This window comes from Rhizobium anhuiense bv. trifolii (assembly GCF_024346605.1).
Taxonomy (GTDB): Bacteria; Pseudomonadota; Alphaproteobacteria; order Rhizobiales; family Rhizobiaceae; genus Rhizobium; species Rhizobium anhuiense.
In genome coordinates this window covers 1,177,450-1,190,716 of record NZ_CP098801.1, presented here as the reverse complement: position 1 = coordinate 1,190,716, position 13,267 = coordinate 1,177,450, and the positions used below count along the sequence as shown (strand labels likewise).

Annotated in this window: 11 protein-coding genes; 7 read left to right on the top strand and 4 right to left on the bottom strand. The window is 63.1% G+C overall.

Features of this window, described 5'->3' with window-relative positions:
- Nucleotides 1-13: 13 nt before the first annotated feature.
- The 4 genes from NE851_RS05730 (at nucleotide 14) to NE851_RS05715 (ending at nucleotide 7,936) form a co-directional block, all read left to right on the top strand.
- On the top strand, nucleotides 14-1,630 hold the full coding sequence (locus NE851_RS05730) for a caspase family protein (RefSeq protein WP_097542617.1): 1,617 nt from the start codon (nucleotides 14-16) through the stop codon (nucleotides 1,628-1,630).
- Nucleotides 1,627-4,188, top strand: a complete 2,562-nt coding sequence (locus NE851_RS05725) for a trypsin-like serine protease (RefSeq protein ID WP_097542618.1) — start codon at nucleotides 1,627-1,629, stop codon at nucleotides 4,186-4,188. Before NE851_RS05730 ends, NE851_RS05725 begins: the two co-directional genes overlap by 4 nt.
- Nucleotides 4,189-4,201: 13 nt before the next feature.
- Nucleotides 4,202-5,404, top strand: coding sequence for a serpin family protein (locus NE851_RS05720; protein ID WP_097542619.1), 1,203 nt, complete (start codon nucleotides 4,202-4,204; stop codon nucleotides 5,402-5,404).
- 129 nt (nucleotides 5,405-5,533) lie between these two features.
- Complete coding sequence (locus NE851_RS05715; RefSeq protein ID WP_254955501.1) at nucleotides 5,534-7,936, top strand: protein kinase domain-containing protein; 2,403 nt, start codon at nucleotides 5,534-5,536, stop codon at nucleotides 7,934-7,936.
- A 219-nt stretch (nucleotides 7,937-8,155) separates the two neighbouring features.
- On the opposite strand, the gene NE851_RS05710 is transcribed toward NE851_RS05715, so the two are convergent.
- Complete coding sequence (locus tag NE851_RS05710; protein ID WP_029868333.1) at nucleotides 8,156-8,635, bottom strand: GNAT family N-acetyltransferase; 480 nt, start codon at nucleotides 8,633-8,635, stop codon at nucleotides 8,156-8,158.
- 102 nt (nucleotides 8,636-8,737) lie between these two features.
- Entirely contained in the window at nucleotides 8,738-9,430 is a 693-nt protein-coding gene (locus tag NE851_RS05705) for an HAD family hydrolase (RefSeq protein WP_029868332.1), read from the bottom strand.
- A 161-nt stretch (nucleotides 9,431-9,591) separates the two neighbouring features.
- On the opposite strand from NE851_RS05705, the gene NE851_RS05700 reads away from it, so the two are divergent.
- The 3 genes from NE851_RS05700 (at nucleotide 9,592) to NE851_RS05690 (ending at nucleotide 10,789) form a co-directional block, all read left to right on the top strand.
- Nucleotides 9,592-9,867 (top strand): type II toxin-antitoxin system ParD family antitoxin, encoded by a 276-nt coding sequence (locus NE851_RS05700; protein WP_029868331.1) that lies wholly within the window; start codon nucleotides 9,592-9,594, stop codon nucleotides 9,865-9,867.
- Entirely contained in the window at nucleotides 9,848-10,198 is a 351-nt protein-coding gene (locus NE851_RS05695; RefSeq protein WP_097542621.1) for a type II toxin-antitoxin system RelE/ParE family toxin, read from the top strand. The genes NE851_RS05700 and NE851_RS05695 overlap by 20 nt, the downstream gene beginning before the upstream one ends.
- A 279-nt stretch (nucleotides 10,199-10,477) precedes the next feature.
- Nucleotides 10,478-10,789: a DUF982 domain-containing protein gene (locus NE851_RS05690; protein ID WP_029868329.1), complete on the top strand. Its 312-nt coding sequence runs from the start codon at nucleotides 10,478-10,480 to the stop codon at nucleotides 10,787-10,789.
- A gap of 289 nt (nucleotides 10,790-11,078) precedes the next feature.
- Here NE851_RS05690 and NE851_RS05685 read toward each other — a convergent pair whose 3' ends face one another.
- Both NE851_RS05685 and NE851_RS05680 read right to left on the bottom strand, forming a co-directional pair.
- Nucleotides 11,079-11,813 carry a protein kinase family protein gene (locus tag NE851_RS05685; protein ID WP_029868328.1) on the bottom strand — a complete coding sequence of 245 codons (735 nt, stop codon included), beginning with the start codon at nucleotides 11,811-11,813 and terminating at the stop codon, nucleotides 11,079-11,081.
- A 175-nt stretch (nucleotides 11,814-11,988) separates the two neighbouring features.
- Nucleotides 11,989-12,960, bottom strand: a complete 972-nt coding sequence (locus NE851_RS05680; protein ID WP_029868327.1) for a DMT family transporter — start codon at nucleotides 12,958-12,960, stop codon at nucleotides 11,989-11,991.
- Between the last annotated feature and the right edge of the window lie 307 nt (nucleotides 12,961-13,267).

Below are 13,267 nucleotides of genomic sequence, written 5' to 3'. Positions count from 1 at the left end.
GGGGAGTTTGGCCATGTCCGCATCCGTTTCCATGGCCGCCGCATTAGCCCTCCTCACGCTGGCGGCCACCGACAGCCTGGCAAGGACGATCGAGGCGCCCGAGCGCGGCGCGGTCCGGGCGGTACTGATCGGCATCGATCTCTACCGCAATGTCCCGCCGCTGCACGGCGCCGTCGCCGATGCCGAGGACCTTTCCCTGTCGCTGCGCTCGGTCGGCGTCGAAGACATGACGCTCCTGAAGAATGGCGCAGCCGATCGCGAGGGCATTTTCCAAGCGATCGGGGCCGTGACGGAGCGGGCAGGACCTGGCGACCTCGTCGTGCTCGGCATTGCCGGTCACGGGTCGAGCGAGCCGGAACGCGTCAAGGGCTCGAAACCGAGCGGCCGCGACGAGGTCTATGTGCTGGCCGGCTTCGACACCCGGCTGCCCGGATCGCGCGAGCGCATCTTCGGCGACGAGTTCAGGGTGCTGATCCGCGGCCTGGAGGCCAAAGGCGCCGATGTCGTCTTCATCGCCGATACCTGCCATGCCGGCGGCATGACCCGCGACGTCGATCCGCGCGGCGCCGAGATCACCTGGCGCCAGGCGCCGTCCTATACGATCGAGGAGGATGACCTCGCGCCGATTTCGACGACAGCCGATGCGCTCTCCACCGGCTTCGATTTCGAGCGGCTGACCTTCCTTGCCGCCGTCGACGAGAACACCAAGTCGCCCGAGATCACGATCCCCGGCATTCCGCAGAAGCGCGGCGCGCTGAGTTATGCCACCGCCCGCGCCTTCGAAGGGGCGGCCGACCGCAACGGGGACGGCGCCGTCAGCCGCCGCGAACTCTTCGAATATGTGCGCCAGGCGGTCTATCAGTTCACCGACCAGCGGCAGAACATCTTCACCGAAAGCCCGCCCGGAACCGATCTCGACCGTGCGGTCGTCTATGCCTACGAAGGGGCGGGGGCGCAGGCGGTGGCGGAGAAGTCAAACACTCCGCTGCCCACCGAGCCCGCGCCGATCAGCGTCGCCGCCCTGGGGTCCGAGCCGGTTTTGCAGGGGATCGACGCAGCCGTCACGCCATTCAAGCTGACCGAGGGTGCCGATGCCGAACTTGTCTTCGATCCCGATAAACACGAGGCGATTGCCGGCGGCGATGTCGTCGCCTCCGCCATCGGCGCCGGCGACATGCCTTTTGTCGTCGACCGGATGGCCGCGCTCGACACGCTGAAGCGGCTGTCGGAGACAAACCCGCAAACCGTGCGCGTGACGCCGTCCGACACCGTCCATGGCGAAGGCGAGCGCGTCGGTGTCACGGTTTCGGATCTATCGGGCCGCAAACTCGTGCTCTTCGACGTCACCGGCGATGGCACCGTGCAGTTCCTCTATCCCAACGAGAAGGAGGCCGATGCCGAGATGTCCCAGACCTTCGATCTCGATCTTTCGGTCGTCGCCCCCTTCGGCACCGACCTGCTCGTCGCTGTCACCTCTGAAGCCCCGATGCCGCAGCTTGTGGAGTTCCTGAAGCAGAACGACAGGCGCCGCACTGCCGGCAATATCGCCAGGCACCTCGGTGAATTCCTGCCCGAAGGCGCGCGCGTCGGATTCACGGTCCTCTATACCTCCGCCGGAGCCAAGCTATGAGCACGTCGATCAGCAGGGTCCTCACGATTGCCTCCGTCATGCTGCTTGTGACCTCTCCGGCTCTTGCGCAGCAGGATACCGATTTTGCCGGCGAGGATGGCGGGCGCGTCATCGGCGGCCAGGCGGCGAAGAAGGGCGAATGGCCCTGGCAGGTGAAAATCCTGGCGCCCGACCCCGAACAGCGCGGCCGCTTCGGCGGCCATTGCGGCGGCTCGCTGATTGCACCGCGCTGGATCTTGACGGCCGCCCATTGCGTCACCAGCGGCCGCTCCGGCAAGCAGGATCTCTTCGCCCGCGACCTGCTGATCGTCGAGGGCAAGTCGAAGATCGACAAGGTGATCGCGGTCGACGGCCCCGACAAGCCGGGCCTTGCCGTGGAAGACGTCGTTATCCATGAGGATTTCGACCGCAAGGTCTTCGCCAACGACATCGCCCTGATCAAGCTCGCCGAGCCCGCCAAATCAAGGCCGGCGATCCTTGCCTCGGCCTCGGACGAGGCGGTGGAGGCCGCCGGCCACCCCGCCGTCGTCACCGGCTGGGGTTACACCAAGGCCGACCACGGCTGGGACGACAAATATCTGCCGACCGAGCTGCAGGAAGTCGAACTGCCGATCGTGCCGCGCGAGGACTGCCGTGCGGCCTATCGCGACAGCTCGATGCGCATGAACCCGATCGACGAGCGCAATGTCTGCGCCGGTTATGCCGAAGGCGGCAAGGATGCCTGCCAGGGCGACAGCGGTGGACCGCTCGTCGCCCAGCGCCCCGACAAAAGCTGGATCCAGCTCGGCATCGTCAGTTGGGGTGCGGGCTGCGCCGAGGCCGAACATTACGGCGTCTACACCCGCGTCGCCGCCTTCCGCGGCTGGATCGCCGCGAAGACCGACGGCGCCGTGCCTGATGTCGAAGGATCGGCGACAGGCGATCAGGTGGCGTCAACCACCACCGGCGCCGCAACGAAGCAGCAAAAATCCGGGCAGGAAGAGGCCAACCTCACCATCACCTCGCCGCCCAGCGGCGACGCCCCGCCCACCGGCGACACTCCGCCCGCCGGCGATAGCGCGCCCGCCGGCACGACCGGAAAGCCAAGCCCCGACATGCCGGCTGACAAGCCTGCCCCCAGGCCCGCAGACGCCGAACCCGTCGTCCAATCCCCGACCGTCCAGGCACCGGTGATCCAAAGCTCCCCCGGCGACCGCGCGCTGCTGATTGGCATCGACGATTACGAGATGCACGAGGCGCAACTGACCGGCTCCGCCAGCGATGTGAAGGCGATGCAGGTCTTCCTCGCCAAAACGCTGGCCTATCGCCCGGAACAGATCCACATGCTGACCAACCGCAAGGCGACCCGCGAGGCGATCCTGGCCGAGATCGACGACTGGCTGGTGCGCCAGTCGACGCCGGGAAGCCGGGTCTTCCTCTATTTCAGCGGCCAGGGCTCGGAGGAAATGGGCGCCGAGGAAACGACGAGCCCGACGCTGGTGGCCGCCGATGCGAAACTGGTGCGCGAGGGTGGCAAGGTGACGGTCACCAACCAGATCCGCGAAACCGAGATCGCTGCACGGCTGAACAGCCTCAAGGACCGCCGCGTCACCCTGCTGATCGACGCCTGCCATGTCGGCCCCGGCAGCCGCAGCGCGGTCGCAGCCCCCTCCGGCACCGTGCGTTGCCTCGGCCCGGCACTGGCAGCGCTTGAACCGCCGAACAAGTCAGGCAAGGAAGCGAAATTCTCCTTCGGTGGCGAAAGCGCCATGGTCTGGTCGGCCGTCAATGCAGGGCAGTGGGCGCTCGTTGACCGCGAGGCCAAGCCGGCGCTCGGGGTTTTCACCCGCAACTTCATCGAAGGCGTGCAGGATGGCGTGGCGCGCGCCGCCAACAAGCCCGACGTCAGCAATGCCGCTTTGCTCGATTATGTCCGGCGCAAATCGGACGAGTATTGCCGGACCCATGCCGAGGATTGCCGCTTCACGCCGGTCCCGCAATTTTATGGCCAGCCGGATGCGCTCGGCCGCGACGTGATCACCGGCGAGGAGGCAAAGACGCCGGTCGCCGCCGTCGAAAATACGCTGAAGAGCGACAATGACGCCGGTGTTGCCGTCGACATGCTGCCCGGCACCGCCGTCAGCATCGGCGACAAGGTGGCGATGCGCGTCTCTACCAAGAAGTCCGGTTACCTGATCCTGGTCGATATCGACGCCGCCGGCAAGCTGACGCAGCTCTACCCGAACAAGCGCTCGATGGGCCTGAAGCCGACGGCCAAGAGCGGCGACAACCGGCTCGATCCGGCCCGGCCGGTCGTCGTGCCCGATGCGCGCAATCCCTATATCGGCTTCGAATATCAGGTCGAGGGTCCGGCCGGCGTCGGTATGGTCGTCGCCATCCTCAGCGACAAGCCGATCGAAGTGCTCGACCTGCCGGATGTGCCGACACCGCTGGTCGGCCAGCGCGCCGCCTTCAACTATGTCTACGATCTCGCCCGAAGCCTCAGGATCGTCGGCGACGACGAGACCGGCGCCCAGGGCAAATGGTCGTTCGATTCCAAATTCTATCGCATCCGCTGAAGAGGAGCGAACCATGCCGAAATCCACTCTGCTGGCCGGTCTTGCCGCTTCCCTGATGGCGTTTGCCCCAGTCCATGCCGGCGAGACCGGCGACAGCAAGGCGGTGCTTGCCGCCCAGGCGGTGCTTGCCGCCGAGCTCATCGACCGCACCCTGGCAAAGGAAGGGGCGGCCAATATCATGGTGTCGCCGGCAAGCCTTGCGGCCGCCCTCGGTCTCGCAAGCCTCGGCGCCTCCGATGAGGGCAAGGCGGCAATCGCCAAGAGCCTCGGCTTCGCCGGCGAAGTGAAGGGACCGGAAAAGGTGCTTGCCGCCATGACGGGGGAAAAGCCGGCCGCGGCCGATGCGCCTTTGGCGACGGCGGTTGCGATCGTCTTCGACGACAGACTGGTGCTCGTTGCCGATGCGCTTCCCATGCTCGCCGGTCACCGGGTCAAACCTTCGATCGAGGATCTCGACGGGCCGAAATCGGTCGAGAACATCAACGGCTGGGTGAAGAACGCCACGCGGGGCGCCATTCCGTCGATCCTCGACGCACCGCCCGGCGGCGGCTTCGTCAGCCTCGGCGCACTCTCCTTCAAGGCGCGCTGGAAGACCTCCTTCGAGAAGGAGAGCCCGGCAAGCCCATTTCAGCGCCCGGATGGCTCGACGATTTCGGTGCCGATGATGCATCTTGCCAGCGACGGGCAGAGGTTTCGCTCCGATGAAAAATTCACCGCCGTCGATCTTGCCTATGCCGGCGAGAGCTACAGCATGGTCGTGGTGGCGGCGCGCTCCGGCAAGGGTGTCGGCGGCACGGATCTGAAGGCGCTCGCTTCCTGGCTTCAGGGCGAGAAATTCGAGGCCGCCAAGGGCGAAATCTTCCTGCCCCGCTTTTCCCTGAACGACGGGCGTGATTTGATGCCGGTACTGAATGCGATGGGCGTGGCGCCCGAGAAGGCCAAGGATGCAGGTTTTCCGGGTTTCACCAAGGAAAACATCCGCTTGTCCCATGTCCTGCAGAAGACCATGATCAAGGTTGACGAAAACGGCACGGAGGCGGCGGCAGCCACGGCTGTCATCACGGAACGCAGCATCGAGCCGACACTTGTTCGCGTCGTCGCCGATGCCCGTTTTGCCTTCGCGCTTCGCGATACGAAGACCGGCCTGCTGCTCGCCGCAGGCCTGATCGGTGACCCGCTACTAGAACAGGATGATTTAAGGCCGACCCGGCCTTAAATCTGAATCCTGTTCTAAATTAAAGAGTTAGAGCATGATGTCGTCCGAAAACCGCGTACACTTTTCGGCATCATGCTCTGGCGGGTGAATAGAATTCGGTTTCATGAATGAATGCAGGGGGACACGTGCATGAGAAGTGATCTGATCGCCCGCTACACGATCGGCGAGCCGATCTATGAAAACGAGTTCATCGTCTATCCCGCCCAGGACAAGCGGATGGACCATGCGGTCTTCATCGTCACGCCCGATATAGCGCTAAAATTGGACAAGGCGCGTTTCGAGCGCGTCTGGACCTCGATCAACGAGGCCAAATCGCTGACGGCGCGGCGCTTCGTCGAAATCGAGGACCTTATTCCGCCGTCGCCGGAAGACGACAATTTCTATATCGTCGAGAAGCGGCCGTCGAAGACGCTGCACCAGTATCTCGACGAAACGGAGATGGTGGCCTACGAGCGCGCCGTCGAGATCGGCCGCCACATCCTCGAGGGCCTGGCGACGCTGCACGGCGCCGGTTACGCCCACAATGCCCTGACCGACCAGTGCATCTATGTCTCCGAGGATTATTCCGGCCTGTCGGTGCGGATCGGCAACCTGCACCTGATCTCGAAGATCGGCGAGCATATCATACCGCCCTATGTGCCGGAATTCGGGGCGCCGGAGATCTATGCCAGCGGCACCTTCTCCGCCTCGCCGGCGCTCGATATCTACGCCATGGGCATGATCGCCTACAAGCTCTTCCTGCCGCGGCAGACCTATGCCAGCGTCTTCGACAGCGTCATGGTCTGGGAAGACGAGCACCAGCGCGAGCAGAGCTGGAAGAACATCCATCTCGATCCGTCCAACGTCTTTCCCCGCCTTGATGTGCTGACCCCCGGTTTTCCCGAGGGTCTGGCAAGCCTTGTGGAAAGGATGCTGAGCCGCGACCCGGCCGCGCGACCGCGCACAGGCGCCGATGCGCTGGGCGAATATGCCCGGGTGACCACAGGCATCCAGCCGATGTCATGGGATCCGCGCGGCGGCATGCAGCAGCCGGAACCGCCGAAGCCGAAAAAATGGACGCTGGCCAAGCTCTCCATGATCGGAGCGCTGCTCCTGATCTGCATCGGCGTCGGTGTCGTCACCATCCCCAAACTGCTGCGCCCGGATCCGAAGCTCGTCGCCGATGTCGGCACCTGGAAGAAGGAGGCCGAAAGCCGCAAACAGAAGGCGATCGCCGCCAAGGCGTCGGAGCGCCCTTCCGGTGACCAGGCGAAACTCGCCTATGACACCGGTGCTGCGGCGCTGACCTCGGCCGATGCGCTGCTCAAGGACGAAGACTACGACAAGGCCCTTCCGGGCTATCAGACGGCTGCCATCAATCTCGGCAATGCGCTGATCGCCATCTCCAAGGAGAATGCCGAGAAGGCAAAAGCTGCCGCCTCTGCCGCAGGCGGCGACAAGGCGCCGGGTTTTGCCGAGGCCGATACCAAGATGAAGACTGCCGCCGAGGCCGCCGCCGCCAAACAGATGCACGCTGCCGTCGGCGCCTATGACGAGTCGAAAACGACGTTTGACGATCTCGCCAAGGCGCTCACCGCGCTCACCGCAGCCGAAAAGGACGCGGCGGCCAAACGCGAAACCGTCAACCGCATCGGCGCCGGCGATAGCCCCGACGTCGCCAAGGCGAGCGGGCTGATGACCGAAGCCAAGGCCAAGGCCGAGCAATGGCAGACGCCGGCGGCGACCTCAGGCTATGGCGACGCCGCCAAACTGTTCGACGCCGTCATCGCCGATGTCATGGCGGCGAAGGACGAGGCCACCGCGCTGAAGCAGAAGGTCACCGATCTCAACGCCTCGATCGCCACTCGCGCCGGTGCGGCCGATCCGACGCTAGCAGCCCTCGCGCCGAAGATCGGCGAGGCCGACGACCGCTACACCGCCGAGGCCTACAAGCTCGCGATCATTGCCTACCAGCCGATCCTCGCCGATCTCGAGGCGCTGTCGGCGCGCGGCTTCTGCCCGGTTTCGCCGACCCTTGCCTTCGAAACCGTGCCGGCCGGAAGCTATTCGCTGGAGAATGTCCGGCTGATGACCTCCTCGATGAAGGAGCTCGGCGGCATGCTCGGCGTTGCCAATGGCGCGGTGAAGATCGACAAGTCCTTCTGCATGCAGGCAAAGGCGGTGACCCGCGCCGAGATGGCGCAATATTACACCGCCATCTCAGATCAGACCGCCGCCCAGGCCTATGCCGACAATCCGCAGCAGCCGGCCGACGACGTGCCGCTTGCCGTGGCGCAGAACTATACCGCCTGGCTGTCGAAACAGCTGAACGCCCCCGTCCACCTGCCGTCGGCAACCGAATGGATGGCAAGTGCGGCGAAGATCCCGCCGGAAAAACTGCCCGATAACGGCGACATCATCCTGCAATGGAGCGCCACCCCCTGCGAAGCCGGCGGCAACGTCGCCTTCATGGCGCAGGAGGGCTCCACCTTCGTCGTCTGCTCGGATGCTTCGGCCGGCGGGATTTTCCGGGTTACTGCAGAATTGCGGTGAGGATCGGAAGGGTCGAGATTGAAGGGGGAAAGCTGGGTGCCGCTGACTATCGGCTGCGCGGGATGATGCGCCCGCCCGACCGCGATGGGACAATGTCGATTATCGGCAATGTCCCGTTCGGGCCGCGTCGCGGTCAGCCAGGCTGATGGCGATCAAATCCCGAACGGCGTGCAAGTCCGTCAAGACGCAAGCGCCGAGGCCAAGAAAAAATAGAGAATTCTAGCCGCGGGCAAACGCCGCCAGCGTCTCTCCCGCCATCCGATAGCGGATCCATTCCTTCTGCGGCTCCGCGCCGATCGCCTCATAGACGCGGATCGAAGGTTCGTTCCAGTCGAGCACACTCCATTCAAAGCGGCCGCAGTTCTTTTCCAGCGCGATCTGTGCCAGGCGCCGCAACAGCGCCTTGCCGGCTCCCGAGCCGCGCGCGTCCGGTGTTACGTAGAGATCTTCCAGATAAAGGCCGTTCTTCGCCTGCCAAGTCGAATAGCTGAAGAAATAGACCGCCATGCCGATCGCTTGGCCTTCGCGTTCGCAGATCAGCGCATGCGTGACCGAACCGTCGCCGAAGATCGCCGCACGCGTGCTCTCCTCGGTCGCCTCGACCTCGTGGATCGCCTTTTCATAGTCGGCCAATTCGCGGACGAATCGCAGGATCGTTGCCGCATCTGAAGGCGTCGCGGGGCGTATGTTAAGGGTCATGTGAGAGGCTCCTGATCTGGCGCTCCAGATGAAAGAACCGTCCCGACCTGTCAACTGCATGACGTGCGGAGTGCATCTGTGTAGGCTTGCAGTTTTGTTCCCTCACGGCTCCACGGCGGCTCCCGCCATCGAGATGGCGATCAAATCCCGAACGGCGTGAAGATCCGCCAAGATGCAAGCGCAGCGGCCAGGAATATCCGGAGCCGGCTGAACCAGATCAGGCACCATGATGGTCATCGCTCCGGCGCCTGATGCGGAGAGAACTCCATTTCGGGAGTCTTCCAGGGCAACGCATTCCGATATGGGCAGGTTGAGCCGCTCGGCGGCCAGCAGGTATGGAGCGGGATCCGGTTTTCCCACCGTGTAATCGCCATAGGCAATAATGGTTTGGAACCGGCGGCCTTGCAGCCCGGCGGCCGAAAGATGCGCCTCGACGGCCGTCCGATCCGATGAGGTGACGATGGCCGAAGGGATCCGCGCCGCTTCGAGGAAGGATAGGATTTCCGGCAAGCCTGCCTTCGTTCGTAAATCCGTTTGCACCATCTGCGTGAAGAGTTCCGAAGCCTGCCTCCAGAGATCCTCCAGAGGGGCATCCTTGCCGAACCGGGCCAACAGGAGTTCGCGCACACGGGAAGCCGGCAAACCGATGGTTTCAAGATAGGCCGAGAGAGGCAATTCGAAACCCGCATTCCGTGCAGCCGTGATCGTCGCATCCCGATACAGCGCCTCGGTATCGAACATCAAACCGTCCATGTCGAACAGAACGGCTTTGGGGGCACGGGGCAGGCGCTGCATGTATGGCTTTCGACAAAGGGATTCGCTTGAGTGTATACTGGCTTGCCGTGACTGCACCATGGCCTATGGGTCGTCACCGTCATGACGAATAGAGGGAGGGGTTCCGGCAGATCGACAAATATGCTACTGAGTAGCAAATTCGGCTCAATGGAGATAAACCGATGAGTGTCAAATCGTCGATCTCGCTGACCGACCAGCAGGACGCCTTTGCCCGTTCGCTGGTGGAAAGCGGCCGGTATTCCAGCATGAGTTCCGTTCTTCAGCAGGGCTTGGAACTCCTCCGCCAAAAGACGGAGGCAGAGGCCGTCGAAACGGCAGCGCTTCGCGAATTGGTCCAGCGGCGTCTGAAAGGCCCGATGATTTCCACGACGGAAATGGAAAGCCGCGTCGAGGCGATGATCGAGCGGAAGCGGCGGGCTGTTCGTGTGGAGCCTTGAATATTCCGAGGATGCCGAACGCGATTTTGAGCTGATTTTCGATCATCTCTTCGAGTCCCACGTCGAACTCGGAGACTTGGCCGACGAGGCGTTGGAGCGTACCGCTGAACGAATCCGCAAGTTGCGTGTCGAAATCGATCGTCTCGTCGATACGCCTTATACCGGCACATTGCGGGCCGACATTGACCCTGGAATCCGGTTTCTTCGGCGGGATAAGGCGGCTATCTGGTTCGTGCCGGTGGAAAGTCGTCGCACGATCACTATCGCTGCAATTTTCTACGGCGCGCAGGACCATATCAGACATATGCTCGCACGTATGCTGGCTGGATAAGGTCCCTACTGGTGGCAGTTGCTACGCTTCGTCGGAAAGCATGGTTCAAAAACGCCTTCCATGATTTCCGATCATGTGGACGGCCTTTCCGCCCCAGGGATGTCACCTGTCGACGCAACGCAGGGCGCTCCGAGATAAAGCCATGGGCGCCATTTTTCCGGATTCCACAGCCTCGCGTTCAAGCGGTGCCTCTCGACAGTTTTCAATTCCAAATTTCAAAATACGCGCGTATATTGATCGCGGGGACTGTAGTACCCGTGCCTTGAGGGGTCGAGGACAATGTGCTGGAATACATCATCAGCATTTACGCCGGTCGGATTCGCTTTGCGAGGACCGGCATCTCGCAAGATCGTATGGACGCTGGGCGACGCGGCGCGTCTCCTGATCAACGACTGGCCTTGCGATGACGGCGAGGAATATGTGGCTGCCGTGAAAGCCTGCGTCGACGCATTGAGCGGGAAGATTGCCCCGGAACAATTCCGGGAAGCGCTTCTGCGTGCGGCCGATGAGGCGGGGATCGCGGCTCTATCGCTCGTCCCGCGGGGACTGGGAGAGCGGCGGCCGGACCTTCCTCCGATGATGCTAACCTAGGCCGTATTTCCAGGGGCTACCTGCCTATCGACGTCAGGCTTGCGCCGGGAGCGGCCGTCGCTGATGCATGTCGCCCGGAAGTGTGCAGCGGTTCCGGAGGTACGACATGCATAAAAACAAAGAGCTAAAGCACGTCGCTTGAACCACGTTTCATGCGACGCGCTTTAGAGCAATTCCAGGAAAAGTGCGAAGCGGGTTTCCCAGGCAAAGCGCGAAGCGCTTTTGCCGGGAATTGCGTAAAAACAAAAGAATAGAGCGGTTCTGCGCTTCCGTTAAAAGCTGAACCGCTCTAGACCGCTCGAACTTCGGCAAGTCGCTGTTTCGCGTATTCGTCATCCCAACAGACGGCGGCTTCCCATGCGGCCGATGCTTGCGCGGCGATGTCATACGCCCCGGCTTCCAGATCGGCAGCATTATGGGGCAAGACGAGGTCAAGGTCGGGGACGTCGATATGCGACTCATCCCAGTCGATCAGTGCGACGCGGTCCGTGGTCATGCGGATGTTGGCAGGGTTGTTGGGATTACCGTGGACGACGCTTGCCTCACGTCCGATAAGCCGTGCCCACGCCGCGCGGCATCGAGCGACGCCATCTGGCGGCATCGCGGCAAGGTCGATCCTCGTCCCCGTCTCGGCATGCAGGAGGTCCGTCGAGGATCGCCACCCTGGGCGCTGCGGCCAGCCTTGCGTCAAACGATGCAGTTCGCGGAGGGTCTCGGCGACACGACGCCAGTCGCCCTCGGTCTCGGGTGGTCCGCCATGCATGTATGTCATAACCATCAGGCCATCCGCGAATAGCCGGCCGTCGTCTGCCGGGATCGGCACCGGCACGCTCAGACCTTCACGGTCAAGGTGCCGGAGGAGTTCAACCTCCCACGCCAGATCAGCATTGCTCCTGGTACCCAGACGACCGACTGCAAGTTGCCCGTGGATGTGCACGCTCCAGACATCATTGGCGACCCCGCCAGCCAGCCGTTCGATGCGAACCGCGTCCTTGCCCCACAGCTCCAGTGCTTCCCATCCCACTCGCGGCACCCTCGATCAACCCGATTGAGACTTGGGTAAACCAAGCGCAGGATCGGGACAACACCCGGTCGCATTGCGCCCCATATTGCTCATAGAACCACCTGTTTCCTTTTTCCGAAAGCGGACATGGCACAGGTTTGAGAAGCGGTCATTGGGAAAGCCATTGCGTTCGTACTCAGGCTTTGGTCGCCTCCGCTCTGGTCGTTGGCTTCAGCAAGATGATGAGAAGCAAGCCGGCGACGATGAGTGCCGCGCCTTCGAGATGATAGCGTTGCAACTGTTCGCCGAGGAACAGGTAGGCGAGCACGGCGATAAAGATCGTCTGGATGTAAAGCAGCACGCCCGCCCGCGCCGCACCCAGGGCCTCGATGCTGCGATTGAAGAGATAATACATAACCGCGCCACCCGGGATCGCGACATAGCCGAGCGCGATAAGGCCGCTGGCATTCAGCGTCGAGCGCTCGTCGGAGACAAGCTCAAACAGGTAGAAGGGCAGCGCCGTCAGCACCGCTGCACCGAGGAGCAGCACCAGGAGCGCAAGGCGATTCACATCGAATTTCGCCCGGCGGAGCAGGACGGTATAGAGGCTGAAACAGAACGCGCCAGCGACGATCCACAACTCCCCGGGATTGAGGTCGAGACGCAAGAGCGCAGCCGGGCTGCCCTTGACGATGATGACCACGATCCCGAAAAAGGCGAGGATCGATCCGATCACCTGCCAGCGTCCCATCGGCTCAGCCAGAATGAAACGGGCAAGAATCATGGTGATGATCGGGATCAGGGCGATGATGATGCCGGCGGTCGTGGCATCGGCATGTTCAAGGCCGACAAAAATCAGGCCCTGGCAGACGCCAAGCCCCACACCGCCGATGGCGAGCAGCTCGAGGCCGCGAGCCCGCACCAGCGCGACCATGGCGCCGAAATGCCGGTACACGATGGGCATCAGGATCGCCCAGGCGATCAGCACGCGCCAGAAGCAAAGCGCCCAGGGCGGCATCTCCGAAGAGACCCATTTCGCGGCGATATAGACGCCGGCCGACAGCAGCCAGCAGAAAACCCCCACGGAATAGGCGGCTGCAAGCGAACCGCCCGCCGCCTGTTCCGTCCCGACCGTGTCGCGATGGACCGCCAAGACATGTATCGCCATGGCCCAGTTATGCCACAATTCCCGTGCGCTGCACAGATGAAGGCGGCGGTATCCCTGGTTGCTAAGCCGCCGTCTGCTGGCGGGACGAGTATGCAGTCAAGCGGCTTGCCGAAGTTCGCCCGGTCTGAGCAGTTGCGGCGGGAAATCGGCTCTCCTGAAGAGGCGGCACGGCCGTCTGCGTGAATCCCATCCCGATGAAGCAGCGATGACCGCTTCGAAGCGTTGCACACGCATCGCGGCCCCTGCGATTCTGCACCGTTTCATGATCCGGGTGATGCGTATCGAGAGGCTGGCTCTCATTTTCCCC

Bases quoted from the DNA above. Each gene is read 5' to 3' on its own strand.
- NE851_RS05725 (WP_097542618.1), top strand. From the start codon at position 1,627: ATGAGCACGTCGATCAGCAGGGTCCTCACGATTGCCTCCGTCATGCTG.
- NE851_RS05680 (WP_029868327.1), bottom strand. From the start codon at position 12,960: ATGGCGATACATGTCTTGGCGGTCCATCGCGACACGGTCGGGACGGAA.
- NE851_RS05715 (WP_254955501.1), top strand. From the start codon at position 5,534: ATGAGAAGTGATCTGATCGCCCGCTACACGATCGGCGAGCCGATCTAT.
- NE851_RS05705 (WP_029868332.1), bottom strand. From the start codon at position 9,430: ATGCAGCGCCTGCCCCGTGCCCCCAAAGCCGTTCTGTTCGACATGGAC.
- NE851_RS05710 (WP_029868333.1), bottom strand. From the start codon at position 8,635: ATGACCCTTAACATACGCCCCGCGACGCCTTCAGATGCGGCAACGATC.
- NE851_RS05700 (WP_029868331.1), top strand. From the start codon at position 9,592: ATGAGTGTCAAATCGTCGATCTCGCTGACCGACCAGCAGGACGCCTTT.
- NE851_RS05720 (WP_097542619.1), top strand. From the start codon at position 4,202: ATGCCGAAATCCACTCTGCTGGCCGGTCTTGCCGCTTCCCTGATGGCG.
- NE851_RS05690 (WP_029868329.1), top strand. From the start codon at position 10,478: ATGTGCTGGAATACATCATCAGCATTTACGCCGGTCGGATTCGCTTTG.
- NE851_RS05730 (WP_097542617.1), top strand. From the start codon at position 14: ATGTCCGCATCCGTTTCCATGGCCGCCGCATTAGCCCTCCTCACGCTG.